This window comes from Mesorhizobium silamurunense, from assembly GCF_014843825.1.
GTDB classification, from domain to species: domain Bacteria; phylum Pseudomonadota; class Alphaproteobacteria; order Rhizobiales; family Rhizobiaceae; genus Mesorhizobium; species Mesorhizobium silamurunense.
Genome location: NZ_JHQR01000348.1, coordinates 52,979 through 78,927, shown reverse-complemented (window position 1 = coordinate 78,927; position 25,949 = coordinate 52,979). Strand labels below are relative to the sequence as shown.

The following is a 25,949-nucleotide window of genomic DNA, read 5'->3' as shown; positions in this document are numbered from 1 at the left end:
CGGTCGGCGCGGCGGCCGCCGGTCCCATGCGGCGGCCCTCGACGAGGTCACGCTGGCTTTCGGCCATGCGCTGAAGATTGTAGGCATTGGCGCAGCCGGCCGGCAGATGGGAGCCGACACCGGAGACGATGGTGAGGTCGGTTTTGGCGGCGGAGTTGTCGTCGTCGGCCGGTTCGGCCAGACATGCATTGGGAGCCAGGATGGAGCCGCTGCCTTTCTCGGAGCCGCCGGCATCGGTCGAAACATAGCTGTAGCCGGGCGAATAATCCTGCCGCTGTTGCGGGCTGTTCACGCAGCCGGCAAGAAACAGCGCGGGAAGCACGGAGCAGAAAGCGGTGCGCAATGTCATGGTCGTTTCCCGCTATTTGATGATCAGACCGGTCGCCGACGCGTCATTGGCGTGCTTGCGACTGAGCCGCTTGGCAGCCGGACGATCGAGTGGGGTGGCGAGGCTGTCCCGCACCGGCGCCACCAGATAGGGCGTGATCAGGATGACCAGTTCGGTCTCTTCGTGCTGGAAGCGCTGCGATTGAAATAGCGGACCAAGCACGGGTACATCGCCCAGAACCGGAAATTTCTCCAGGTTGCGCGAGGTCCGCTGCTGGAAGAGGCCCGCGATCGCAAAGGTCTGACCGCTCGCCACCTCCACCGTCGTGTCCGCTCTTCGGACCACGAAGCTCGGCATGGCAAAGCCGTTGGCGGTTACGGAGCCGGCATCCGACAAAGAACTGACCTCCGGCTGGACGTGGAGCGCGATGCGATTGCGGCCGATGAGCGTCGGGGTGAAGCCGAGCGATACGCCGAAAGGTTTGTATTGAATGGTTGTGACGTCGGATCCCTGCGCAATAGGCACCGGAATTTCTCCACCGGCTAGAAAGTTCGCCGTCTGTCCGGTCACTGCGGTCAGGTTCGGCTCGGCCAGTATCTTGACGACGCCATTGCGTTGCAGGGCTTCGATGAGGACGTCGAAATTGAGGCCGTGCGCCTGGTCTAGGTTCAGACCAAAATTCCCACCGCCCGAAGGCACACCATTGTCCTGGAACATGTTGAATTCGAAGCCGCCGCTCTTGTATCCGACAGACCAGTCGACACCGTACGACTGCAACTCCGTGCGCGAGACTTCGGCGAAGCGGACGCGGATGTTGACCTGCTGCGAACCCTGCACGGTCATGTTATTCAGCGGCGGCTGTTCCGGCGGCGAGAATGTGCGTGCGACATTGTCCAAATCCTTTGCTTCATCGACGCCTCGTGCCTCACCCGTGATGACGATGCGGGTTCCGAAAATGTGGAGATTTGTCGCCGAATTCGGCTGCATTGCATGCTTGGCTTCGGAGGCAGGTGTGACATCGGGTGTGACGCGGAATTGAGCCGTTGCCTCGATCCGCTCGTTGGCAGTGACCGCAATGAGATTGGTCAGGCCGGGCTTGAGGCCGAAGACATAGACCATGCTTGGCGACACGACCTGGAGGTCTGCGATCGTGGTGTCTGCGACCAGGACGGATTCGACCGGTTCATTGAACCGCAGCAAGCGGCCTTGCCCGACCGGCAGGTCGAGCGTCGGCTTGCTCGGCAGGGGCGACACGTTCTGCGCCGTCGCGTCAGCAATCGTGAACAACAAAGCCAGCAACACGCCAACCGTCGCGATAGCGAGCCAGCGCATGTCCGTCCGCCCGGCGGAAGCGGCGGATCGAACGCCTGCTGCGGTATCGTGGATTGTCATGCCGTTCCTCTCCTGATTCCCCAGATGTCCCCGTTCGTCCGGCTGCCGTCATGAGGCTGCCTCCTGCGCAGCTTTCGCTTGAGCCGACGGCAGCGCCTGCGCGCGCGCGCCGGCTCTTCCGCTGCGGCCGGTGATCGTGGCCAGCGGCTGGACGTTGAATTCCTGCGCCAGTTCCTGGAAGGACAGGACAGGCAGCTCGATGGCATTGTGCGTGAGCAGGCTGCGCATGTGACGGCGCACGTCCATTGCTGCAAGGACGACCGGCGAGACGTCGGTGGAGTTGTGCGATAGCGCGCGCTCGACTTCGCCGACCAAAGCCTGCGCATCGTCATCCGAAAGGTTCAGGAATGTGCCGGTCGATGTGCTTTGCACGGCGTTGCGCAGAACATCCTCCGCCGACCGCTGCAGCACATAAGCCGCGATGATGTTGTTGCGGCCGGCGGAGCGGAAGCTGATCTGGCGCTTCAGGGATGTGCGGACATATTCCGTCAGCAGAACGACGTCCTGTTCGCGTTGGCCCCATTCGATCAGCGCTTCGAGGATCAGGCGCAAATTGCGGATCGGCACGTTTTCGCCGACAAGCCGGCGAAGCACCTCGGCGATCTTCTGCAGCGGCACGATTTCCTGAGCCTGTCTGACCAGATCCGCGTATTCCGTCTCCATGTCGGACAGAAGCCTGCGTGTCTCCTGGATGCCGACAAAATGGCCGGCATAGAGCCGAAGCGCATTTCCGGTCCACTTGGCGGCTGTTTCCGCAGGCGTGGAGAATACGAAGCCGGCTTCTTTCAGCGCCGCGATGTGGCGGTCATCGACCCATACGAATTTGCGCTGGCCTGAAATCGAAACAGCTTTTTCGTAGGTCACTTCGAGCAGATCAAGATGGGTAAGGTCCGCTTCGACGAGAACGCGGCCGGCGGGAATTTCGGCGTCCATGATGGGCGCGCCTTCCAGGTCGATGCGGATGCTTCGTGGCGAGAGCATCTCGTCGACCTGCATGCCGATGGCCGGAACATCGACACCGAGATCGCCGAAGAGTTCGCGGCGAACGCCGTCGGCGAGCCCGGCAAATTCGGGCTCCGGAATCGCGTCCGCGAGCTCGGAGCCGAGGCGTACGACCACGCGATACGAGGCAGGCAGCGTTCCGGTGCGAATTGCCGAAAGCGAAGCGGAGCTGCCCCGTTGTTCCTGCACCGCGATCTGGCCGCTGTCCTTGGGTTCGGACTCCTGGGCGCTGCGGCGACTGATTGCATAGGCGCCCGCCCCGAAGCAGGCACCAAGGACCAGGAATACGATGGAAGGAAAGCCTGGCACCATGGCAAGGCCAACCATGATCACCGCCGCGAGGGCAAGTGCACGCGAATCCCGCAGAAGCTGGCTGGTTATTTGCCGGCCAAGGTCGCCTGTCCCATCCGCGCTGCCGACGCGCGTCACCATCGTGCCGGCAGCGACTGCGACGAGCAGCGCCGGTATCTGCGCCACCAGTCCGTCACCCACGGTGAGCAGAGAGTAGGTCGCGGCCGCATCGCCCAGCGACATGTCGTGCTGCAGCGTGCCGACGGCGAAACCACCGATAAGGTTGACCAGGATGATCACAATCCCGGCGATGACGTCGCCCTTGACGAATTTCATGGCGCCGTCCATCGCGCCGAACAGCTGGCTCTCGTGCTCCAGCTGCTGGCGCAGACGGCGTGCTTCCGGCTGATCGATATCGCCGTTGCGCAGCTCCGCGTCGATGCTCATCTGCTTGCCCGGCAGAGCGTCGAGCGTGAAGCGCGCGGCCACCTCGGCGACGCGTTCGGCACCCCGCGCAACCACGATGAACTGCGCGACGGTGATGATCAGGAAGATGACGAGGCCGACCGCAATGCTGCCGCCAACGACGAAGGTGCCGAAGGCGGTAATGATCTCGCCAGCGTCGGCCTGGAGCAGGATCAGCCGCGTCGTCGTAATCGTGATCGCCAGCCGGAACAAGGTGGCGATGAGGATGACCGACGGCAGCGACGAAAACTGCAGCGGATGAGAAACGTAAAACGAAGCCAGCAGGATGAGCACGCTGATGGCGATATTCGAGGTGATGAGAATGTCGACGAGAAACGTCGGCAATGGGATGAGCATCATCACCACGGCGACGAGCAACAGGACGGCAATGACCAGATCGCTGCGTCGCGACAGCCTGGCAAGGAATTGCAGAAGCCGCTCAGACACGGTCATGGTCATTCAACGCCTCGTTGCGACAGGAAGCGCAGCAAGGCACTGTGAGCCTCCGTCTTGCGCCCGGCCACGAGCAGGGCGCGGCTCTTCAGCAATGCAAGCGCCGGGTGGTCCATTCCTTCCAAGGTCTCCAGCCTGGCAATCGTGGCCAGCGCCTTTTCCGCTTCGCCATCAAGTATGAGCAGGTGCGCCAATGTCCGCAGGAGACCGGCATTTTCCGGCGCCAGCTGTGCGGCGATGAGCAGGTACGTCGCACCTCGCTTGGCCTGCCCATGACACCCATAGAGATAGCCCAGGACATGCAGCAGGTGGACCGTGTCATCCGGGTCGGTCAGATCTCGATTCCTTCCTGCATGCGACCAAGCAGATCGCGATGACGCTCGATTTCACCCTCGATCAGCGCTCTGGCGAGCGTCTTGAGTTGCTCGCCGCCCTCAAGGTCAGGCACCAGGTTCGTTATGAAATGCTGGAGAATAGGCACGGAGCGACGCAGGATGGCCGGCTCCGGAATAGTGGGCATGACGAAGTTGATGAGAATGTCATCCAGCGATTCGCCCGCCGCATCTCGAGAGGCCTGGAATTCCGCCGTTTCAGGCCTGTCCGCGGCGGCTGCCGATTTCGTCCCCTGAGCGCGCTTTGCGCCTTGTTCGACGCCATTCATCCGTCGCCGGTTGATTGTCTGGCCGCGAACGCCTTCCGCCTGATGCACGTCGCGGCCGGCAGTGTCCGTCCTCACCGAATCGAGGCGCGGCCCTTCGAGCCGGCGGTTCACGGATATTTCAGCGCGACCGTGGCGCCGCCCTTGGTCAAGAGAAGTTCCGTCTCGCCAATATGTTTGATGGTCCAGCCGTCATCCGTGAACGCACCTTCGTGATAGCGCGCGCCGTCGGCTGCGATGACGTAAGGGCGCTCGCCATACCAGATCGCCTGCAGCGTCAGGCGCGGCGGCTGTTGCGCGTTGCCGATCATGACGTTGGATACCAAGGGGACACGAGCGCCGAACGCCTGGTCGAACCAGGATTGCGTTTCGGTCCAGACGTTACCCTTGTCACTCGAGATCATGCCGGAAACCACCAGGCGCCCGGGCGATCGCTGGACGGTCACCGTGCTTATGCCGGACTGATCGAGACGCTGTTTGAGCTGGCTTTCCGCTTCGGCGACAGTCTGAATCTGCGCTGGCGACGAATCGTCCAGCACTTCCTGGTCCCGCTCGCCGGCGAAAGCCATTCTGACCGGTTGATCGTCTTGAGAAGACGTCTGCGCGCCAACCTTGGCGAGAGAGAAGTCGGACTTGGCGAGAGAGAACCCGTTGGCAGCGACGGAAACGGCGAAAACGGCAAAGAGAACGCTGCCTGCAACCAGCATGGAACGACTGCCGATCGACCACCGGCTGGAAGGGTGTTCCGGATTGATCAGCCGGATGCGGGCGTCGCCGATGCCTATGACAACCGGCAACCTGCAGCGAGTGCCCTGTCCTTGACGGATGATTTCGCCTGTGGCGAGCGCGACATCGCCGCCGACGGCTTCGATTTCAAACTGGCTGCCCTTGCGCCGTAGTCTCGCGTGGATCGGAGCAATGCCGGCATCCCTGAGGACAACGTCCGATTCGGTGCTGGAGCCGATCGTATACAGGGGGCCAACCAGGCCGAGTTCGGCACCGGCATGAAAACCGTGGGTTACGCTGAGCGCGATGGACTGTGCGGCTGCCGGCGATAGGGAAATGATGGATCGGAGCCGTCGCCCTGGCGCGGCATCCAGATATCTGCCGATAGGACTAGCGGTCATGCCACTTCATCTCCCCGCCGATGAGGATTTCAAATACAGCCGGACGAAGGCGTTCGAAAATTTCCGCTGTGCAGGTACGCCGCCGGTTGCTCGCGGCGGCGCATGAGTTCGAGCATCTCCTGCGTCAAGCCTTTTCAGCCGACTCGCCGAGCGTCTTGGCGGTGCTCATCAGCATGTCGTGCTGGGATTTCGCGATCTCTTTCGTGATCTCTAGGCTGAACATGCGCTCCTGCTGCTTGATCATCTTGTCCAGGTTTTGTTCCGGCGACCCTGCAGAGCCGGACGTAATGGGAGGGGTAGCAGCCATCATTGTCTCCTTGAGGGGCTATTCAGGTTGCAAGCCCGGGCTCACGCCTGCGGTCCGGGACTTTGCTATAACAACTTAGGGCAGGACGATCGGAAATGAAAGTCCACTTGGAATGTTTGAGACATGTTTGTTCCAACTGTTGCGTTTCAGGCGCTCACGGAGTAGCCTGACCGACGGGGTTTGATGGGGTAATGGGAATGGAAAAAGGTCCTTTGGCGGAGCTGTTGGTCGAACGGTTTGAGAATATGCCGCCGCAACTGCGGGTGGCGGCGCGTTTCGTGCTTGATCATCCCAAGGATGTGGCGCTGATGTCGATGCGCGAGCAGGCGCAGCAGGCCGGCGTTTCGCACAGCACAATGATGCGGCTGGCACGGTGGCTCGGCCTTGAAGGCTATGAGGACATGCGCAGCCTTTATGCGCGCGCGCTGCGTGAGACGACAGCCGGAGAACCAGCCCGACAGGGTGGCGAACGGGATGGCGATTCGGGATATTCGACGGCCGGGGTCGTGGCTGACTCTCTCGCTGCCCAGATCTCAAGTCTTGGCGAGTACGGCAACGCCATGCAATTCATCGCCGCCGCCGAGCTGCTTGCGGGATCGCGCAATCTTTTCGGTCTCGGCTCAGGCTCGGCTTATGCAATTGCCAGCCATTTCGTTCACATAATGTCGTTCGCGGCTGGCGATGAGCGCAAGGTGATGCTTGTCGGCGGGATCGCCGGACAGGGTCTGGATGCCCTTCAGCATGCAGGGCGCGGCGACGTGCTCCTTGCTGTGGGCATGACGCCCTATGAACGCATGACGATAGAAGTGGCGCGCCAAGCGGCCCGGCAGGGCGTCAGCGTGGTGGCGATCACCGACAGCAGCGTCTCGCCGCTGACCCGGATCGCGCGGGAAGCAATCGTTGTTACCTCAAATTCGCAATCGTTCTTCCGAAGCATGTCGCCGGCGTTCGCCGCCGTCGAAATCCTGGCGGCGTTGACGGCAACGCGGTCAGAAACGAATGCGGCGGAACGAGTGAAGCAGTCGGAAGAGCAGCTTGCTGCTTTCGGCATTTATTGGAAGCCCCCTCGATAACAACGGAAGGGTTGCGATCGGGACGGGCGTGACGGCGGCCAGACTGCCGGCAACAGTGATTTCCGGAGGTCGTCCAGATGGTTCGCCCGATAACACTCACCAAGCCGCCGCTCCAGCCGCAAAAGGTCAACGCCAAGGCAGATGCAGCGCAGATCGCGCGGCTGGAGGCGCAGGCAGCGGAGCTGCGGGAAGAAATCAGGCTTGCCAACAGAATGGGCGAGCGCGATTGGGCGGCACAAGCCCGCCAGGAATTGGCGCATGTAAACACGCAACTAAGTTCCCTTCAGCCGCAGCCGGCTCCGGCGACGCCGGGCGCCAATGTCGTGCACGCCAGCAATGGCACATCCGGCAATGGAACGACGGTCACGCCAGCCCTCTTCGCGCGGCCCGATTCGACGCTTGCGCTGACGCCGGTGGACCTCGATGGCGGCAAGCCCGAAGACAGCGCCGCGGCAGCGACGACTGCCCGCGACATCGTCAAGGACGTCACCGGCGGCAAAAGCATCGACCAGATTGCCGCTGCGCGCGGCATGACGCGCGAACAGGTTATCGCCGCGCTCAGATCCGGCGGGATGGCCGTGTCGACCACCGACCCGACGAGCGGCAATGGCGATGTGCAGGCGACGAAAATCACGGATGCCAGCGGCCGCACCGTCACGCAATATTACGACTACCAGCATGACAGCTACTATGCGACCGTCCAGGCACAGCCTAACGGCGCAGCGACCACCACGCCGACCCGGGATGGGCTCGGGCGCAAGGAAACCAGCAGCTACAATTCAGACACTGGCGCCATAACGACGCGTTATGAGGACGATCTCGGGACAGGAACCGTCACCGAGCGGACGTCATTGCCCAACGGTGCGTCGGTGGAAACGGTGACGCCAGGCGCCGGCCCCTCTCTTCCCGTGACCACCGTCACAGGACCGGACGGCCACAAAACCATATTGGCGCCCGCCCAGGACCCAGGCGGATCCAGCACGCAGGACATCAAACACGATCTTGCCGACGGAAAAAGCATCGATCAGATCGCAAAGGAAAACGGCCTCACCAACGAACAGGTGATCGCCGAACTGCAAGCCGCCGGCTATCAGGTCAAGACTACCAGCAGCAGCGACGCGCAGTCGGTCGAGATCGTCGATCCGCGCTCCGGCGGCAAGATCGTCTACTCTTACGATTATCAGCACGACGTACGCACCGTCACGACCACGGCGGACGGCAAGAAAACGTCGGTATCCATCGATGGCAAGGGAACCGAAACCAAGACCGTCACCGACCAAGACGGCCGGGTGACGACGACCACCACCGAGAAGATCAATGGCGGCAAGCCTGTCGAGTACGAGGTCAAGCCGAACGACAACCTGACCCTTATCGCGCAACAGTATGGCGTGACGCTGGATGATCTCAGGCGGACGAATCCGGAGCTTTTCAGCTCGTCGCGCGACCCGAGCACAATCCACACAGGCGAAAAAATTACCATCGACAACGGCACCCGCACGACGGTCGAGGTCACATTCAACGGCTATACGCTGACCACCAAGCCCGATGGCAGCATGACGCTGCACAACAACACCACCGGCACCGACCTGAAAATCGAGGCGGGAAGCACGCAAGAAGCCCTGGCCAGGACGCTGCTGGCGGTGAACCCCAACAGCAGCGATCCCAAGGTGGCAAAAGAGGGCGAGGTCGTGAAGACCTTCGTCGAGGGGCTGTTGGCAGGGGAGACCCTGCCCAGCCTGATCGATGCCGCGGAAAAGGCCGGACAGGACAAACAGGCCCTGATCGACAAATACCACCTGGGCACGCCCGCCAAGCCCAAGCTGGACGGGCAGAACAGGGTTGTCGATCCATTTGGCGATCCACCCCAGGGCAACGCACCCTCGGGGGGAAAATGGATGCCGATGAAGATAGATGGCGTCTGGAGGTGGGTCGATCCCCAAGTCGCCCAGGCCATCATCAACGAGAACGTCGCACTGTCGCGCATCACCGAGACGCGGGCTCTGGCAGGCCAGCGGCAGGAGCAGTTCAACGTCGATCTGCTCGATCCTGCCTACAAGGATGCCGTCGACGGCGCGCAAACCATCATAAACAAGGCGCTGGAGCCTCACGGCCTGCAATGGACGCCGCAGAAACCCAAGGGCACCCTCGCCGATGCGCAGGCGCGGCTGACCAAAGCCAATACCCTTCTGCAGAACGCACAGGATGCCCGAGGCGAGTATGAGAATGCCGGGCGCGTTCTCAAGGATGCCATCGCCGGTCAAGGCAAGCTCACTCCTCTGGGCGATCCGAATGCGCCGTCGGTCAAAGCGCGGGGCACTCCCGACCTTGATCCGAAATACGACCAGGGCGTCGCCGACCATAGCGCCGTCGACAAGCTGTTTTCCGAGGTCGGCCTGCATCTGAGCAAGGGCGACAAGCTAACCATCGATTACCTGGTTGGGCAGGCCGAACTCGCCGGCGTCCCCGCGGACTCCAAGGAATACAAGGACCTCAAAGCCCTGCAGACGACGGCAGGCAACCAGCTCGAACTGGCCCAGGCCTACCAGAACTATTTCGACGCCCATGCCGATGCCGCACAGGTCAACGCGCGGCAGACGGACCTCGAGCAGAAGCTGGCTACCGAATATCTTGGTAAACAGAATTTCAACTTTGACGAGAAGTACAATCGCATCAATGGCGACTACCTCGGGCACTACAAGAACTCGTCGCTCGAGATCCGTGACGGCCAGCTCTGGGTAATCAACCATTTCGATGAGGGAACCACCGAACAGCAGCTGACCTACAGCCTGAACGACAAGCATGTCAGGGGCGAATACCGCGATCGCCAACTCAACAAAGACTGGCAGGCGCTGCTGGCCGGCTACGACTCCAACGCAAAAATGTGCACGGCAAATGGCCTGCAATCGGTGAGGTCCAGCGAGGAGCAGGCGGCAAAGAGCCTCAACGACGTCCTGGACCGGCAGCTCGGCGACAGCCTCGCCGATCTGAACGCCAAGCTGCCGACGCTGCAGACCAATTTCGACAATGCGCTGACGCATCACAAGCCGGGATCGGTCGATGCTCCCGAAGGCACGTTGCCCGACGGCGTGCAGCCGGTCGAGATCAATGTCGGCGGACAGACGATCAAGGTGGCGCCGGACGTTGCCCGGAACTACAACGAGCATGGGATCGATGCGCTGAGCCAGGGCGGGAAGGCGATCTGGATCGACCTTGATACCAAGGATGACGACCCCAATGGCCGCTGGGTCGATCCCGAACTGGCGGTCGCCAAGCTCAGGCTGGAGGCGACAAGGCTTCAGATAAGTCAAATCCAGGATCTGCGCAGACAGTTACAGGGCTTCAACGACTATCACGAGCTTCGGCTCAGCGAGCCGTCTTTGCTGGCCGATGACAACACCACTGTCGACAAAACCTATCTGGACAAGCACGAGCAGCAGACGCTCGACGCCATCTATCAGCCGAGGTTCCAGCAGCTGCTCGACAGAGGCTACGACAAGGAGTTCCACCAACAGCACGGCACGGAGCTAGATACTACGGTAGCCAAAACGCTCGGCCTGGACAGTTCGACCGATGACGGCCGCGACGCGATAAAGAATGTGACGGACGAGATCCGCGATATCGGCGGCGACAACCCGTATGTGCGTCGCGTGCCGATCTTCTATGTCGACGACCAGGTTGGAACGCAGCAGGTGACGCTGTTTGCGGTGCGCGACGGTGATGGCAACACCAGCTACGTCGACGCGACCGGCAAGAAGTTCGACGACCTCGGCGATTTCCAGGACAACAACAGCCAGTTTGGCGAGAACGGCAAGCTCGTTGTTCCCAAAGGCCTGGAGATGAAGGCGGGAGCCGACGGCAAGATCGCGCTTGAAGTTGTGAAGGCCCGCAACGTCTCCGTCTGGGACAAGGTCGTCGATCCGCTGGTTGGCATCGGCACCGGCATCGCCACCATCCTGTCGTTCACGCCGGCCGCGCCGGTCGCGGCGCCGCTGGCCTATACCGGCGCGGCCTATCTCGGAACCAGAGCGGTCATAAACGAGGTCAACCACCTGGACCATGGCGGCGAGTGGTACGACAGCGAGTCGCTGACGAACATCGCCAGCGCAGCAACCACGGCGCTGCCCATGGCTTCCAGCGGCCTGCGCACCATCGGCATGGCGGCGAAGAGTGAGTCATTCCTGGCAGGCGTTGCCGCCAGCCCCCGCGCCTTCGCCGGCAGCATCGGCGCAACACGATCGAACTGGGCGTTGGCATCCGAAACCCGCACATACATGCAATCGAGCGCCGGACTGAACAAGGCGGCGTGGGGGATGGATGTCGGCTCGGTGATTGTCGGCTCACCGTTACTGGCAACATCCGCCTACGATCTTGCCGCCAACGGAGACCAGATGAACGGTCTCCAGCTTGCCAACGCGCTTACGGGTCTCGGCACCGGCATCGCCGGCACGGGGCTTGGCATCCACGGTCTGCGGACGATGCGGCCAGGAACGGGCACGCAGGACCCCAACGCTCCCGGCGCTGATGCCAATCCGCCGCCCGGCAGCGACGGACCGTTCCAGCAGCCGCCCGGCGGCAAAGGACCGTCGCAACTGGCGCTGGAACCCGGCCCTTCGGGGCGCCCGATGGATGTGTACGAAATCGGCGCCGACGGCGTTTACAGGCCGACCGGAGAACAGGTCTTCCACGACCCCAGCCACCCGGTGATCCCAGGAGAGGTGATCAAGACCGATGAAGCCGGCGGCAATGGCTCGACGGCGTCGCCGGACCGCGATCCCGATGGTTCGACTGCCTCCGGCACACCGCATCTCGCCGACGGCGATCCCATCGTCGTGCCGGGCGCGCCGACAGGAAAGGACGGGCCGGTACGTCTTGTCTGGGATCCGGAGACGCGCAGCTTTACCGGCATGCCCGAGCGCGACACGAGCGGCTACATCTACACCAGCGGCAAGGATCCGAAGACGCCGTCGGCCTATCTCGACGGCTTGACCGTCGAGCAGCTCGTCAACCGCCATGAACAGGAGAAAGGCTATTATTCCAGCCGCGAGATGGCCGAGCGTTATGGTCCGGACGGCGTTCAGATACCGCGCACGCCGCTTCGCGAGATCTTGCCCGACTTCCGCGTCGGCGTCACCTTCCGGGTCCGGCTGAACACGGGCCAGGCGTTCGGGATCGGTTCGCCAACCGTTGCTGCCGTTGGCTTCGGCGTCGGCACCAAAACCGATTTCGGCATGATCGGATGGTCGATCGTCGACAGTGTCAGCCAACGCAGCCTGACGCCCGTCAAGGACGCGCTCGGCACCCAGGGCGTCATCTCCTATCGGTCGCGCGAGTACAGGAACATCACCGGCCTCCAAGCCGGCGTCTGGCCTGTGTCCAATCAGACGGCCCTGCCGGTCCGTGCCAGCGATCTCTCGGCGGCGGCGAGCGGGGCGGTGTTCAGCGACGGGACCGGCTATGACGCCAGACCGCTGGATGCCGCGATTGTCGGGATGACGCCGGATGGCCAAGGCACCGTGGTCGAGATGACCTACACGCCTTTGCTCGAAGGCAAGGAGGTTACCCTCGCGCCCGGCCAACACGATTTCTTTGGCGTGCCGGCGGAAAACAGCTCCGGCCACGTCACGCTGCAAGCCGCGCTTCCTTTCGATCGCGTCATGACCGAGACCAAGGCCGGCATACGCCTGCCGATCGTGGCCAATCATGTCGCGGCGGTCGATCAGATGCCGCGCATCGGTTTCGAGAGGCGTCCGGAAATGCCTGTCAAGGACACGCTGCAGCCGGGCGACATTGTGTCGGCGCAGGCGTTCGACCAGATCCAGTCGGCCCTTGGTTCGACAAACCTGAAGATCCAGTTCGCCGTCAAGGACCCGGCGAAGGCATCCGAACTCGTCACGGCGATCGGGCAGGGCGATGGCATCCGGTCGATCCGCGCCCTCGTCAAGTCCGGTCAGATCGATTCGTCGAACACGGTTTCTCTGGTCGATGAGCCGACGCTGAGCGGACTGCGGCTTTCAGCGGTGCCGGGCAAGTCGCCCACGGCGGACATTGTTTTGCTGACCGGCGAGAAGGCTCGCGTGGTGAACCCCGAGGCGATGCTGGTCGACGTCATCTTCAACGATCGCAACAGGCTGCCGGGCGCGCTGGGCTTCAATCCGGATCGGGTAGCCACCTCCGCGACCTACAAGGTGAAATCGGCAGTACAATCCTGGCTTCCGGCGCGTTTCACCCCGGACGGCTCACCGCAGCCGCGCTACATGCCGAGCGCCGGCAACATCTACCGGAACCTCTATGGTTCCGACGGGACTCCGGCGACGCGCTACACGATTTCGTTCTCCACGCCTCCGCTGCCGGCAGGCGCCGTGGCGTTCAGCGCCGAGGTGAGATTCCAGTACAAGTCGAAGGCCGCCAAGACCGCGCCTTCGATCGCCAAGAACGAAACCGCGACCCTGACCTTCGACCGCGCCGGCGGACAGTCCGAGCAGTTGGCGATCCCGGCCTGGCTCGCCCGTGCGGTGGAAACGTCGCGTGACGGAGCCTCGACGGCCATACCCAAGGGCGGCAAGGCCTCGCTGGACCAGTTCCTGGCAGACCTGCAGAAGACGGCGCGGCCGGATCAGCTCGTCGCGATCGAGCAGTTCAAGAGCGATTTCGGCGCTTCGATCGTCGATGGCGGTTTCATGCGCCAGGACGTTGCCGACGGCGTGCTGACGTTCCTCTCCTCGCAGGTAGGCAGCCGCCGAAGCGGGCCGATCCAGGTAAGGGACGAGAACGGGCAATCGGTGACCGCCACCCGCTACGGACCGCTGCCAAAGAGTGCAGAGAACGTCTATGTGCCGCCGGCCGACGGGCCGCAAGCGCGTGGCGACGAACCGGAGTTGATCCACAAGTCGCATATTCTGTTCCGGGACCCGGAGACGGGAGAAGCATACGTCCTGCCGTGGATACGCGGCGCCTCCGAGGACCATGTGCCGGGCGGTCAAGGAACGCCAAAGGAAGAAGCGGTGCCACCGGATACGGTCAGGAAAGCCATCGAGGCGGCTCCGCCGACAACCTACTCGCTGCAGCAGATCCGCAACATGCGGCAGCCCGAAAAGTGGAAGGCAGGCGAGATCTATACACGCGAACTCAACGGGTCGCTTGGAGAGGCGCATTTTCCGGTCGAGGCCAACCCGGACGGTCCCTACGCCGTTACCGGCCAGGGCGGGCGTTACGTGGATGCGCCAGTCTTCAAGAGCCAGGATGTGATCGAGGCGATCGAGGTCAAGACCTACCATCGCTGGACGACGATCAACGGTGTCGCGCAGATGCGCGAAGTGCCGCTCACGCCGAAGCTGCAGGAACAGATAAACAAGGATGTGGCGCTGCGGAATGAGAACCCAGGCTATCAACCGCGCTGGGTTTTCCTCGACGCGCCGCCTTCGGCCGAGTTGCAAGGGGCGCTCGACGATGCCGGGATTGTCGGAAACATCTTCGGACATAACAAACCTGCCGCTGCAACACCGCAACCCCAATCCGCGTCGACCAAGAGCGGTTCGGGCCGGACCATTCAGCTCGAAGACGAAAGCGGCAAGGTGATTACGGCGGCAGTGCTGGGCACCGGGCCGAGGAGCCCGAAGCAGGTCCATGTTCCGCCCTCAGACGGCCCGCGCGTATGGGGCGATGCCCCGGAGGTGGCGGACAAGACGCACATACTGGTGTACGACCCCGATACGGGCGAGGCCGTGGTGCTGCCCTGGATACGCGGAGCTTCCGACGGTCACGTGCCGGGAAGCCTGGGCCGTCCGGAAGAGAACAATCAACAGGCCAATACCGCCGCGCAGCCTTCGCGCGGTAAGGGGCAATCGGCTCCGAATAACGGACCGCTCACCCGGGATGGCGTCAGAGCTACCCCGCTTGATCAGGTGCCAGATCTCGTCATGGGCGATTTCCAGCCGAACCAGATTCCCTGGCTGAAGCGCGAGCAGGTAGCCGAACTGACGGAACAGCAGTTCCGCGACATGGATCAGGCCGGCTTGCTGCCCTCTCTGACCAAGAGCCAATTGCGGGGTATCCCGAAGACAAAGACAGGCTATGTCAACATAGCGGGCCTCGTCGAGAGGCAGATTCCTTGGCTGACCGAGGGCCACATCCGCAATCTGACCGACCAGCAGTTCCATGATCTCGGCAAATCGGGTTTGATCCGTCACCTGACGAAACCACAGTTGCAGGCGATAAAAGGAGACAAAGTCGGGCTCGTTGACGTGTCGAAGTTGGATGCGCGGCAGGTGCCGTGGTTCAAGCCCGGCCAGGTCGCGAAGTTCACGTCACAGCAATTCAAGGATCTGGGCGAGGCTGGATTGCTGAAGAACCTCGTCGAGCGCCAGGTTCAGGCGATCCCTGAACCCATGATCGGTTCCATGGACATGGCGAAATTCGATCCCAAGCAGGTGCCGTGGCTGACCGGCAAGCAGATCCCGGCGCTGACCCGCGATCAATGGGGCGCCTTCACGATCCACCATATCGAGGCCCTGACCCAGCCGCGGATCGAAGCGGTGACACCGAAACAGTTCGAGGAAATGAGCCCCGGCCAGTTCCGCAAGTTCACGCTTGAGCAGTTCGAGTGGATGAGCGGGGATCAGACGGACGCCCTCTCCGTGCTGCAGCTGACGACCTTTCGGGCGACCCATAAAAAGGCGATGACGCCGGATCAGGCCGCCAGCGTCGACCTGGCGCTGAGCCATGCCAGGATGCGCGAAAACGCTCAGGCGCTCGCCACCTTTGGCGGCATGTCGAGCACCTCATACATGTTGTGGAGTTCGTTGCCCCCAACCTGGACCGCCACTGCCGGAGCCGTGGCATTCGGCGTGCGAGGCCTCGTTTTCGGCACGCAGGCGATCTTCCCCAACGCGACTGCAAATCACAAGCCGTTCGGGCGGTTCCTCAATGCGCTCGGCGGAGCCACATTCATTGCCGCAGCGCCAGGTGCCGCGACAGGGATGATCCAGGGCAAGGATATTGTCGTCAACAGCACGTTCTCGCTCGGCAACGTCGTCTATGGCACGAAGTCGATGCTGCAGTCGTTCACCGGCAGGCCGGTGATCCGTAACATGGCCGAGCATCTGGCCGGGCCCGGCTACGTGCTTGGCTGCGCCGTCTATACGCTGCACTCCTGGCCGGCGCCGATCGCCACAGTCGCCGGCACCATGTTCACGTTCGGCTGCGCGGAGTTCTGGGCGTCGGCCATAAGGACGGACCGGATGAATCGCCGTTCGGTACCGCGAACCGATGCCGATATCGCGGCGGCGGCGAAGTCCGACAAACGATGGGCCACAGCGGATCGATGGACGCTGGGCATCACCTTCGGCATCGGAATGCTTCTCTTCTCTCTGGACTCCCTGCTCGCGCAGCCCTGGGACCCGAAAACAACCGCTCCGCCCGATCCGAAAAAACCGGATGGCGGTGCGACGTCCCAGCAGCCCGACGATCACTTGGATGTTCCAGGCAAGCCGAAGACCCCGCCCGAAGACTTCCCGCAACTCGTCGTGTCGGCGGATGACGGCCTGAATTTGCGGAGCCAGCCCGAGGGCGATTCTGCCGTGGTGACGGTTCTGCAACCCGGCACGTTCGTCGAGCAGACCGCGAAGCCTTCGACCGATCCGTCAGGAGAGGCCTGGATACCCGTCGAAGGGTTCGGACCGGACGGCAAAAAGCATAGCGGCTGGGTTTCGGGTGACTATGTCGAGGTTCATCCCGAGGGCAGCAGCAATTCGGAGGGCCGCACGAATCCGACGTTGGAGAAAGACGGCTATCAATGGGTCGAGGTCAAGGACGGCGACAGCATCCGCCTGATCGCCAAGGCGCATTCAGCCGACGTGGCGGATACGGTGGTGCTCAACATGGATCATATTCTGAGCCCGGATATGATTTTCTCTGGCGACCGCATCTACCTGCCAATTGCGTCGGTCGGCTGAGACGCTACGGGCTCAACTCCGAGTTCGTCGGCAGGCTGCGTCTTGCCGATTCTCGCGGCATATGCATGTGCGATGCAGCCGGCCAGCTTTGCCGCCCGCTCCGCAATCGGATTCGATGGTTCGGAGGAGTACGAAGCGGTGAACCGCAGGTCGGAGGGATGCCACTCGCAGTCGACGATGCGCAGGGTGCCGCTGGCCGTGTAGTCTTGGACAACTTCCCTGGGGAGGGAGGCGATACCGATTCCGTTCAGCGTCATCTTGATGGAAGCGGCCAGCGAATTGGCCGGAAAGATACGCGGCGTCGCTTCAAGTTCGCCGGTCAGCTTGCGGTAAAGTTCGCTGTAGGGTCTCGTCGTGCGCGCATAGCTGATGATTGGGAATTGCATCAGGTCGCTCACCGTCAGCTTGCCTCGGTTGGGTAGTTTCAAGGTGGGCGAGCAGACCCATACGAGCGGGAAGGATGGCAGCTCCATATTCTCGATGCTGTATTCCTGCATGGGGCCCATCAGCACCGCAAGATCGAGTCGGTGGGACATGAGTTCGTTGCGAAGGGTTGTCGTCGTGTCGACGACGATATCCGTATCGACAAGCGGATAATTCACCTGCAATTCCTTGAGGAAATCAGGAAGCCAGGTGTGCACGATGGTTTCGGCAACCCCGAGCCTGAGCACTCCCGCGGTCTCCGAAAGAGAGTTTGCCGTCAACTGCAGCCGTTCGGCCTCGCGCAGCACCCGTTGCGCTGGCGGCAGCAGCCGTTGTCCCTCTGCGGTCAGCCTTACGGTGCTGCTCTGCCTCTCGAACAACTTCGCGCCGAGCGCTTCTTCCAGACCGGCAATTCGTGTCGACACCGCCGGCTGTGTTGTGTTCAGACGCTCCGCAGCCTTTCGAAAGCTTCCGAAAGTCGCCACCAGGAGAAAGGTTTCGAGCTGCTTGATGTTGAAAGGGATCACGGTTCAATGCCGAACAATAATCTGGGCGCCGATCTTCACCCGGTCATATAGATCGATAACGTCTTCATTTGTCATGCGGATGCAACCGGAGGAATTGGCCTGTCCGACGGTCCATGGCTGATTGGTGCCATGAACGCGATAAAGCGTGTTGCCGATGTAGAGCGCGCGCGCGCCCAATGGGTTGTTCGGCCCTCCCGCGACGCGCGCGGGCAGGAAGCGGCCCTTTGATGCTTCCCTGGTCCGCATTTCGGCCGGCGGGCGCCAGTCCGGCCAGTCCCTCTTGCTCGAAATCGTGTCGCGACCGGACCACTCGAGCCCCTCCCTGCCGACGCCGACCGCGTATCGCAGCGCCTTGCCGTCCCCCAATAGGTAGTAAAGGCGCCGCTCCGTGGTGTTGATCACAATTGATCCCTTCGGTTGAGCTTCACCGAAATCAACGATCTCCCTTGGGATTGCCGACCATGCGGGCCGCATTTCTCCACCCGGGGCCTGGTCGGGGGCGGATGGCGAGACCAGCACATTTCGGGCTTGATCGTAACTCCAGCTTCGCGGGTCATAGCCGCTATTCGATTGACCCTGCGCCGGCGCCGAGGCGGCAGTCAACGTGGCTGCGACCAGAACCGATTTACCCAAGTCACTCACGAGACGCGGACCGGTCAGGGTCCAGCGCCCAGTGATGCCGGCGGGATCATTTAAGCTCGCGAGAAGGTCCTTCTGTGCCGCCACCCAGGCCGATCCCTTTCATATTCGAGCATGGAGCCGGCGACCAAGAACCGCTTCTGCCTGATTCCATGCGCACCATATCGCTTTGCTCACCGTTCGCAACATTTGGAACCAAGTACACAAATGCAATCCAATTGGACTTCCAATTTGGCAACGCGCGCGATAGGATGAACTCGGCGGGTAAACCATGACACGGGCGACGCGGGCTATCGCTCCGCGCCCCTGCGATAGGACCCAATGTTGACGGCACGCGGTACCTGCCATGTGCACCGGTTGTCGAAAGCCAACGCTGCCTTCGTGGCCGGCGCCCTTGCGGTGATTCTGATGTTCGGCCTTGCTGCTTCGAGGGCGGATGCCGCCGAGCCGCGCTGGCCTCCCGGTCCCTACAAATACATCACCATAGATCAGTCGGTGACGGATGCGCTTGTCGAGCTCGGCCGCAACATGCGGGTGCCTATGCGCGTCAGCAAGCTTGTGAAGGGACGCTTGAGCGCCGGCATGCCGGTTGGAACGGCGCGCGAGTTTCTGGAAGAGATTTGCAATCGATACGGTCTGGTCTGGCATTTCGACGGTATCGTCATGAACGTCGCCACCGAAGCGGAGGTTCAGACGCAAATGATCCCGCTTGACGCCAACACGGCTGCCGACGCGGAAGACCGGCTTTCGCGGCTGGGCGTCATCGATCCGAAGTTTCCGGTGAAGGTTTCCACGCAGGACGACGTCGTCTCGGTATCGGGTCCGCCGTCCTACATCGAGCTCGTCAGGAAGACGCTCGGAGTTCCCGCCGCACAGGGCAACAGGCAGGAAGCGGGCAAGGTTGCTTCGGTCCGCGTTTTTCGCGGAAGGCAGGCGGAGGCGCAAAATGTCCCCTCCGGAAAACCGATCAATGAATAGGAGGGCAGCTTCATGCAGATCGCGCCGATTGGAGCCCTGGAGGCCACGCTGGCAAACTTGACCACCAGCATAAGCTCTCAGCAGCAGATCACCGCCGGCGCGGCAGCGCAGCCGGGCAACCGAATGGCAGGCGCCAAGCAGGAAAAGCACGATGCCGCCCGGCTCAACGCGCCTGAGCGCGGCGATGTTGCCACACGCGCAGGCCAGCAGGTGGCGCAGGCATCGTCCGGAGCCAATCCGGCAATGGCCGGACAGTCTTCCAAATCGGAAAGGGCCGGGCCGCTCGTTGAACGCAAACTCTTCGACTATCTGGCCGAGGTGGAGAAGTCTGGAGGGGGAGCGGTCACGGATCCTTCGGCTCTGCTCGGTTCCGCTGTTCAGTCGCTGGAAGGAACCATGCAGCAGGTCCAGAAGGCGCTCGGCAGCGCGAACACGCCGGCGCACGCTGAAACGGCCGCCACGCAGGATGCTGCACCGTCGGGCAAGGAAGCCGAAAATGCGCCGGCAAAGAATGCCGAGCAACTGCTCGAGCGGTCCATTTCTGTGATGTGGGCGGCAGCCAATCTCGAAGTCGTGACGAGCAGCGTGAAGGCCGTGACGTCGTCCACCAGCACGCTGATCAAGCAACAATAGGGCTGCGGAGTGCTCGTGCCCGAATTGGTCCTGCCGCGGCGGTCAGCGCTGTTCAATCGATGCGTCGCCGGGTGCCGCGTCGCGCTTGTTGTCGTGGGCATGCTTATGCTCCAGGCCTGTTCGGTGGAGCTGTATTCCAACCTCGATCAGCGACAGGCCAACGAGATCGTGGCCACGCTGATGCGTCATGGGATTCCGGCCCAACGTGAGGCCGGCAAGGACGGCAAGATGACGGTTTCCGTACAGAAGGGCCGTTTTGCCGAAGCCATGGCCATCCTCGACGAAAGCGGTTTGCCCAAACAGGAATTCCAGACGCTCGGCGAAGTGTTCAAGAGGGGTGGGCTTGTGTCCTCGCCGGTGGAAGAGCGGGCGACGATGATCTATGGCCTGAGCCAGGAGCTTTCGCAGACGATCTCGGACATCGACGGCGTGCTCTCCGCGCGCGTTCATCTCGTTCTGCCCGAAAACGATCCGCTGAGACAGCAGCTGGTGCCGTCGTCCGCCTCCGTCTTCATCCGGCATCGGGCATCCGTGCCGATGAATGCGTTGATCCCACAGGTCAAGATGCTGGTGGCCAAGGGTATCGCCGGGCTGACCTATGACAACGTCTCCGTCACGCTCATTCCGGTCGCCGCGACAGCCCCGGAGCAGGAATCCGAGGCAGGGTTCACAACCTTCCTTGGTCTCTGGCTGCATCCGGACAGCGTGGCAGCCGCGATGTGGCTGTTCTTCAGCATGGCGGCGGCGATATTCGCGCTGGCTGCCCGGTTGGCGTACCTGCAGTGGTACCGACGGCCCGGTGTCTACGCCCTCGACGCTTCCGCAATACCTGTGAAGAAGACATGACGCGGGCCCGCTCGGAGCAAGCCGCCAGCCCGCAGTGGCAGGCATTCGTGTCCGGCCTCGCATCCTATGCGGACGCGGCCCGGCTCGCGGAATGTTTTGACGGCGCGATCAGCGAAGCTGCTTGCCAACGCATGCTGCAGTCGCAACGCCTGCATGAGCGGTTGTCGAAGCTTCTGCTCGAGCACTACCGGCTCTCTTGCGCGGTCGATGAACCGTCCGACGAATTGGATCGGGCGATCGCCCTATCGTCGAGGGAGGATCTGGAGGAGCTCGCACTTCGCTCGGGCGCAATCTACTGGGCCGCCAGCCTTGCCGCTGTCATTGATGGACGCGAGGCCGATGCGCTGCAGGTGGCGCTCGGCGCGGATCTCTGCACTTTCGCAGTCGCCAACCGCGATCTGGCCGGTCCGGTGCAGCCGTTGGAAGCTCTGGAAGATATGCGCCGTCGTGTCTATGCCGATGGCCTCAGCTGCCTTGGCGGGTGGTGTCAGGCGATGCCTGGCGAGACGGGCAGGCGCGTTCGCCTCAAGCTCATGCCGCACGAATTCGTCGACCGGACGGCCAAGCCGTTCGTCGAGTGCGGTCCGGCGATCGTCCGGCGCGCGACGAGGTTGGCGTGATGGTCGAACCGGTTACTGCGACCACCGATATGCCAAGGCGGTCTTACGCCCGCATCTTGCGCGCCGCCGAGGCGCGCGCCTGGCAGGATGGGTATGCTTTTCTCGACGGGGCGAGGCGTGATGCCCAGCAGATGCGCGACGCCGCCCGGCGTGCCTATGCAGCCGAATATGCGCAGGGTTATGAGGACGGCAAGGCGCAAGGCGATGCAGATGCCAGCCGACTGATAAGCGAAACAGCAGTCAAGGTGGATCGCTACCTCGGTGGGCTGGAAGCCGAAGTCACCAGTCTTGCCCTCGAGGTCGTCAGGCGAATTCTGGGGGAATTCGACGTCGGCACGCTTGTAGCAAGGGCCGCAAAACAGGCCGTGACCGAAATTCGCCGAGCCAAATATCTGAAGATCCGCGTCCATCCCGCTTCCGTCGACAGGGTTCGCGAAGAGCTGGACGCGATCCTGCGCAAGAGTGATCTGGGCATGACGGTCGAAATCGATACGGACGATGCGCTGGCGGCGACCGCGTGCATCCTTTCGACCGATGTCGCCGTCGTTGACGCCAGCATTGACGTTCAGCTCGATGCCATCGCCACCGCAATCTCGTCAAAGGCCGAGGCGCCGGCATGACAGGTCCCGTCATCGATATCGAGGGCCGGCTGGCGTCCATCGTTCCAAATCTTCGCTCCGGCCTGCGCGACGATGCCAGCCGCCCCCGGAAAGGGCGCGTGCGGCGTGTGCTCGGGACTGTCATCCACGCCACCGTCGAAGAAACCCGCATCGGCGAGATATGCGAGCTGGTCGACCCCAAGACCGGCAGGACGACCAAGGCGGAAGTCGTCGGACTCATGGATGAGATGGCCATCCTTGTTCCGCTGGGCGATCTGACCGGCCTTTCAAACCTGACCGAGGTCGTTGCAACCGGAAAGGATCAGCTGGTGCCCGTCGGACCCGGCCTTCTGGGCCGGGTGATCAGCGCGTTCGGCGAGCCCTTGGATGGCAGGCCGCTTTCGCCTGACGGCATTGTCGGCAGCTATCCGGTCAATGCCTATCCGCCATCCCCGCTGGAGCGGAGCCTGATTTCCGAGCCGATCCAGCTTGGGATCCGCGCTCTTGATGGCCTGCTCACCTGCGCGCGCGGGCAGCGCGTGGGCATCTTCGGCGAGCCTGGTGTCGGCAAGTCGATCCTGCTTTCCGACATCGTCAGCGGCACCGACGCGGATGTTGCCGTGGTCGCCCTCGTCGGCGAGCGCGGGCGTGAGGTGCGCGAATTCCTCGAACACCACCTTGGACCGGAAGGCCGGGAGCGGGCGATCGTCGTCGTCGCGACTTCGGACCGACCCGCCATCGAGCGCGTCAAGGCCGCTTATGTGGCGACCAGCATCGCCGAATTTTTTCGCGACCAGGGCAAGCATGTGCTGCTTGCGATGGACAACATAACCCGGTTTGCCCGTGCACAGCGTGAAATTGGCCTGGCCTCGGGCGAGCCCCCGACGCGGCGCGGTTTTCCGTCTTCGCTATTTGCGGTCTTGCCGCGCCTGCTCGAGCGCTCCGGGCTCGGTCGCGTGGGATCCATCACAAGTCTCTACAGCGTCCTTCTGGAAGGCGACGGCACGCTGGATCCGGTTGCCGAGGAAATCCAGGCGCTTCTCGACGGCCATGTCTTCCTGTCGAACGAACTTGCGCAGCGGAACCATTTCCCTGCCATCGACGTCCTGCGCAGCAGGAGTCGCCTGATGGATGCCGTCATGCCGTCTACGCATCGGGCCGACGCCAGCCGTCTGCGCGAATTGCTCGCTCGCTACGCCGACATCGAACTTCTCTTGCGTGTCGGCGAGTACAAAAAGGGCAGCGACGCCGTGGCGGACGCAGCGGTGGCGAAGATCGACGCCATCAACGCCTTCCTATGTCAGCCGTCCGCCACGCACGAGAGCATCGGCAGGACTCGCCAATTGATGCGGGAGATCGTCGATGAAGGAGCGTGACATGATCGACCGATTGCGCGACCTCAGGCGCCGCCGTGAAGAACGCGCAAGGGAAGACGTGATCAGAAGCCACGCGGCTGCGCACCGGGCGGCAAGGCAAGGCCGCGAGGCGGCCGCAGCGGTGACGGATCACCTCGAGCGCGCCGTCAACGCCGAAAATGCAGCCTTCGATGCGCTTGTCGGACAGACTGTAAAGGTGGCCAGCCTTCGCCGGCTCCAGGGACGCTTCGAGGGCGACGCGAGGAAAACCGAGCAGTTGCGGGAGAACGCGAAGACGGCAGCGCTCACCGAGCAGCGACGGCAAGCGGAATTGTCGGCTGCCCGCCATGACCACAAGGCGAGTATGAGGGCAGTGGCCAAGCTGGACAGGCTATCGGAGCAACTGACCGGACGCAGCGCTCGTCGTCGCCAGGCCTTTGCCGAGCTTTCAGAGGAAGAGGAGCGCGGGCAACCGCGCCTGTCCACAGAACGCTAGCCCAATCCGTGATCGTGAATATGGATGTGATGCCACAAGCCTTCGCGTCGGCGAAAAGGAAAGCGCGGGTGAAACCGGCGACACGGTCGGGCGTCGTCGGACCGCTGCCGTTGGAATCCGTCGCGCCGGGGGACGTCCACGCATTGAGCGCTTTCTACCGCCGGCGCGCGCCCGCGGAGATCACGGTTGCAGGAAAGGCCACGGCGATTGCGACCGTCTGGCCGGCGCAGCAGCCTGATGACGATCTGGTATGCACCATCGCGTTCACGATCGGAGACACGATTGGCAGCTTGCGCCTGCCGTTTGCCGTTGTCGACCGAGGTTTGGCCAGCGCCGTCGAGGTGATCGACATGGAACGACTGGCGCCCGGTCATGCCGCCCTGCTGTTGGAGGCTGCGTTCGAAGACGATCTCGAATGGATCGAGGGCAAGCTGGGTGAGGGGATCTCGATCACCTCGGTCGCGCGAGGGAATGCCATCTCGGGCGAAACTCCATTCGCTTTTGTCCTGACCGGCAAGGATGAAACGATAGGCTGCGTCTTGACCGCGAACGATGCCGCTCTGGCGGTGCGGATCGGTCGCGTTCTCGACGAGCTCGGCAAGACCAAGGCGCCGATCCCGGCCGAATTTCCGCTGCCGGTCTACCTTCGGCGCGGCCCGCTTGTGCTCACCCTTGGCGAGCTTCAAAGCTTGCAGACTGACGATGTGGTGCTTTTCAGCGATGCGACTGAGGAGCGCATGGCGGCGCTCGTCATTGCCGAGCGCCTTTATGCGCCGGTGACCCTGACGGCCGACGGCCCGCAATTGCTTGCCGCGCCGGCCGCTATCGCTGGATCGAATTGGGAGTGGACCATGAACCAGAACGCGCAGCAGCCAGCCGGGCAAACCCTGGAAGAGTCAACGATCGACGAGCTGCCGGTAGCGCTTGCCTTCGAGGTAGGCCGCGCCGCAATGCCGCTCGGAGAAGTGAGGCAGCTTGCACCCGGCGCCATCGTTCCACTCGCAGATGTAGCCGGGGCGAGTGTCGACATCCTCGCCAACGGCAGGCGCATCGGTCGTGGCGAGATCGTGCGGATCGGAGAAAGCGTGGGAGTGCGGATCGTCCGAATGTTCGACAATGCTTGAGAACTCGCCCAACCTGCTTGGAATTCTGATCGCCGTCGGTGTGGTGGGGTTGCTGCCGCTTGCCGTCGTCACGATGACGGGCTTCTTGAAGATTTCGGTCGTGCTGTTTCTCATCCGCAACGCGCTTGGCGTCCAGCAAATGCCGCCCAACCTGGTGCTCTATGGCATAGCGCTCGTGTTGACGGTCTATGTCACCACGCCATTGCTGAGCGAAATGTCGGGCCGGCTTCAGGAGGGGCAGGTCCAGTTCCAGACCACCGATGACCTCGCCAGGGCGGCTCAACTGGTCAGGGAACCATTGCAGCGCCACCTCATGAAATTCACCCAGCCGCAAGAGCGGCAGTTCTTTCTCGATGGAACGAACCGCCTGTGGCCGGAACAGGCGCGGCAGAATCTCAAAGACGACGATCTGTCGATCCTTGTCCCCGCCTTTGTCGCATCCGAGCTTACCCGAGCCTTCGAGATCGGCTTTCTGCTTTATCTGCCTTTCCTGATCATCGATATCGTCGTTGCGAACGTCCTGATGACGCTCGGCATGATCATGGTTTCGCCGGTCCTCATTTCGATCCCGCTGAAACTGTTTCTTTTCGTCGCCATAGACGGCTGGTCGCGGCTGATGCATGGCCTCATCCTGAGCTACGGCTAACGCCGCTGGAGGTTTTG

The 25,949-nt window shown here is 62.6% G+C and carries 20 protein-coding genes; 11 read left to right on the top strand and 9 right to left on the bottom strand.

Annotated features, from left to right (window positions below; all coding sequences use genetic code 11):
• The 7 genes from DH10_RS32535 to DH10_RS32505 all read right to left on the bottom strand — a co-directional run.
• A partial coding sequence (locus tag DH10_RS32535; RefSeq protein ID WP_192385784.1) for a hypothetical protein occupies window positions 1–349 on the bottom strand: 349 nt, incomplete at its 3' end.
• A gap of 12 nt (window positions 350–361) precedes the next feature.
• On the bottom strand, window positions 362–1,720 hold the full coding sequence (locus DH10_RS32530) for a type II and III secretion system protein family protein (protein ID WP_246506277.1): 1,359 nt from the start codon (window positions 1,718–1,720) through the stop codon (window positions 362–364).
• 48 nt (window positions 1,721–1,768) lie between these two features.
• Window positions 1,769–3,937: a type III secretion system export apparatus subunit SctV gene (gene sctV, locus DH10_RS32525; RefSeq protein WP_246506275.1), complete on the bottom strand. Its 2,169-nt coding sequence runs from the start codon at window positions 3,935–3,937 to the stop codon at window positions 1,769–1,771.
• Window positions 3,934–4,125 carry a hypothetical protein gene (locus DH10_RS37415; RefSeq protein WP_246506273.1) on the bottom strand — a complete coding sequence of 64 codons (192 nt, stop codon included), beginning with the start codon at window positions 4,123–4,125 and terminating at the stop codon, window positions 3,934–3,936. Before DH10_RS37415 ends, sctV begins: the two co-directional genes overlap by 4 nt.
• 137 nt (window positions 4,126–4,262) lie before the next feature.
• Window positions 4,263–4,703, bottom strand: a complete 441-nt coding sequence (locus DH10_RS32515; protein ID WP_210325170.1) for a hypothetical protein — start codon at window positions 4,701–4,703, stop codon at window positions 4,263–4,265.
• Window positions 4,700–5,716: a SctD/MshK family protein gene (locus tag DH10_RS32510; protein WP_192251713.1), complete on the bottom strand. Its 1,017-nt coding sequence runs from the start codon at window positions 5,714–5,716 to the stop codon at window positions 4,700–4,702. Before DH10_RS32510 ends, DH10_RS32515 begins: the two co-directional genes overlap by 4 nt.
• 124 nt (window positions 5,717–5,840) lie before the next feature.
• On the bottom strand, window positions 5,841–6,023 hold the full coding sequence (locus DH10_RS32505) for a hypothetical protein (RefSeq protein WP_192251710.1): 183 nt from the start codon (window positions 6,021–6,023) through the stop codon (window positions 5,841–5,843).
• A gap of 212 nt (window positions 6,024–6,235) precedes the next feature.
• On the opposite strand from DH10_RS32505, the gene DH10_RS32500 reads away from it, so the two are divergent.
• Window positions 6,236–7,096: a MurR/RpiR family transcriptional regulator gene (locus DH10_RS32500; protein ID WP_192251707.1), complete on the top strand. Its 861-nt coding sequence runs from the start codon at window positions 6,236–6,238 to the stop codon at window positions 7,094–7,096.
• A 77-nt stretch (window positions 7,097–7,173) separates the two neighbouring features.
• Complete coding sequence (locus DH10_RS32495) at window positions 7,174–17,046, top strand: LysM peptidoglycan-binding domain-containing protein (RefSeq protein ID WP_192385783.1); 9,873 nt, start codon at window positions 7,174–7,176, stop codon at window positions 17,044–17,046.
• Here the strand turns inward: DH10_RS32495 and DH10_RS32490 are convergent.
• Together DH10_RS32490 and DH10_RS32485 are read right to left on the bottom strand one after the other, a co-directional pair.
• A complete protein-coding gene (locus DH10_RS32490; protein WP_192251701.1) occupies window positions 17,019–17,996 on the bottom strand; it encodes a LysR family transcriptional regulator in 978 nt (325 codons plus the stop codon). The two genes, DH10_RS32495 and DH10_RS32490, sit on opposite strands and share 28 nt — an antisense overlap.
• A 3-nt stretch (window positions 17,997–17,999) precedes the next feature.
• Window positions 18,000–18,722 (bottom strand): L,D-transpeptidase, encoded by a 723-nt coding sequence (locus DH10_RS32485; RefSeq protein WP_343221659.1) that lies wholly within the window; start codon window positions 18,720–18,722, stop codon window positions 18,000–18,002.
• A gap of 234 nt (window positions 18,723–18,956) precedes the next feature.
• On the opposite strand from DH10_RS32485, the gene DH10_RS32480 reads away from it, so the two are divergent.
• The 9 genes from DH10_RS32480 (at window position 18,957) to sctR (ending at window position 25,932) form a co-directional block, all read left to right on the top strand.
• Window positions 18,957–19,613: a type III secretion protein gene (locus DH10_RS32480; RefSeq protein WP_246506265.1), complete on the top strand. Its 657-nt coding sequence runs from the start codon at window positions 18,957–18,959 to the stop codon at window positions 19,611–19,613.
• Window positions 19,614–19,625: 12 nt separating this feature from the next.
• Window positions 19,626–20,246: a hypothetical protein gene (locus DH10_RS32475; protein ID WP_192251698.1), complete on the top strand. Its 621-nt coding sequence runs from the start codon at window positions 19,626–19,628 to the stop codon at window positions 20,244–20,246.
• A 9-nt stretch (window positions 20,247–20,255) separates the two neighbouring features.
• Window positions 20,256–21,092 carry a type III secretion system inner membrane ring lipoprotein SctJ gene (gene sctJ / locus DH10_RS32470; protein WP_312891293.1) on the top strand — a complete coding sequence of 279 codons (837 nt, stop codon included), beginning with the start codon at window positions 20,256–20,258 and terminating at the stop codon, window positions 21,090–21,092.
• Entirely contained in the window at window positions 21,029–21,712 is a 684-nt protein-coding gene (locus DH10_RS32465; protein ID WP_192251695.1) for a SctK family type III secretion system sorting platform protein, read from the top strand. Before sctJ ends, DH10_RS32465 begins: the two co-directional genes overlap by 64 nt.
• Window positions 21,712–22,332 (top strand): type III secretion system stator protein SctL, encoded by a 621-nt coding sequence (gene sctL, locus DH10_RS32460; RefSeq protein ID WP_192251692.1) that lies wholly within the window; start codon window positions 21,712–21,714, stop codon window positions 22,330–22,332. The genes DH10_RS32465 and sctL overlap by 1 nt, the downstream gene beginning before the upstream one ends.
• Window positions 22,329–23,687 carry a FliI/YscN family ATPase gene (locus DH10_RS32455; protein ID WP_192251689.1) on the top strand — a complete coding sequence of 453 codons (1,359 nt, stop codon included), beginning with the start codon at window positions 22,329–22,331 and terminating at the stop codon, window positions 23,685–23,687. The genes sctL and DH10_RS32455 overlap by 4 nt, the downstream gene beginning before the upstream one ends.
• On the top strand, window positions 23,674–24,162 hold the full coding sequence (locus DH10_RS32450) for a hypothetical protein (RefSeq protein ID WP_192251686.1): 489 nt from the start codon (window positions 23,674–23,676) through the stop codon (window positions 24,160–24,162). The genes DH10_RS32455 and DH10_RS32450 overlap by 14 nt, the downstream gene beginning before the upstream one ends.
• Before the next feature lie 110 nt (window positions 24,163–24,272).
• Window positions 24,273–25,286 (top strand): type III secretion system cytoplasmic ring protein SctQ, encoded by a 1,014-nt coding sequence (sctQ, locus tag DH10_RS32445; protein WP_192251683.1) that lies wholly within the window; start codon window positions 24,273–24,275, stop codon window positions 25,284–25,286.
• Complete coding sequence (sctR, locus tag DH10_RS32440; protein ID WP_192251680.1) at window positions 25,279–25,932, top strand: type III secretion system export apparatus subunit SctR; 654 nt, start codon at window positions 25,279–25,281, stop codon at window positions 25,930–25,932. Before sctQ ends, sctR begins: the two co-directional genes overlap by 8 nt.
• Window positions 25,933–25,949: the final 17 nt, after the last annotated feature.

Bases quoted from the DNA above. Each gene is read 5' to 3' on its own strand.
- DH10_RS32505 (WP_192251710.1), bottom strand. From the start codon at position 6,023: ATGGCTGCTACCCCTCCCATTACGTCCGGCTCTGCAGGGTCGCCGGAA.
- DH10_RS32450 (WP_192251686.1), top strand. From the start codon at position 23,674: ATGAAGGAGCGTGACATGATCGACCGATTGCGCGACCTCAGGCGCCGC.
- DH10_RS32475 (WP_192251698.1), top strand. From the start codon at position 19,626: ATGCAGATCGCGCCGATTGGAGCCCTGGAGGCCACGCTGGCAAACTTG.
- sctL (WP_192251692.1), top strand. From the start codon at position 21,712: ATGGTCGAACCGGTTACTGCGACCACCGATATGCCAAGGCGGTCTTAC.
- sctV (WP_246506275.1), bottom strand. From the start codon at position 3,937: ATGACCATGACCGTGTCTGAGCGGCTTCTGCAATTCCTTGCCAGGCTG.
- DH10_RS32510 (WP_192251713.1), bottom strand. From the start codon at position 5,716: ATGACCGCTAGTCCTATCGGCAGATATCTGGATGCCGCGCCAGGGCGA.
- sctR (WP_192251680.1), top strand. From the start codon at position 25,279: ATGCTTGAGAACTCGCCCAACCTGCTTGGAATTCTGATCGCCGTCGGT.
- DH10_RS32495 (WP_192385783.1), top strand. From the start codon at position 7,174: ATGGTTCGCCCGATAACACTCACCAAGCCGCCGCTCCAGCCGCAAAAG.
- DH10_RS32530 (WP_246506277.1), bottom strand. From the start codon at position 1,720: ATGACAATCCACGATACCGCAGCAGGCGTTCGATCCGCCGCTTCCGCC.
- DH10_RS32455 (WP_192251689.1), top strand. From the start codon at position 22,329: ATGACAGGTCCCGTCATCGATATCGAGGGCCGGCTGGCGTCCATCGTT.
- DH10_RS32480 (WP_246506265.1), top strand. From the start codon at position 18,957: ATGTTGACGGCACGCGGTACCTGCCATGTGCACCGGTTGTCGAAAGCC.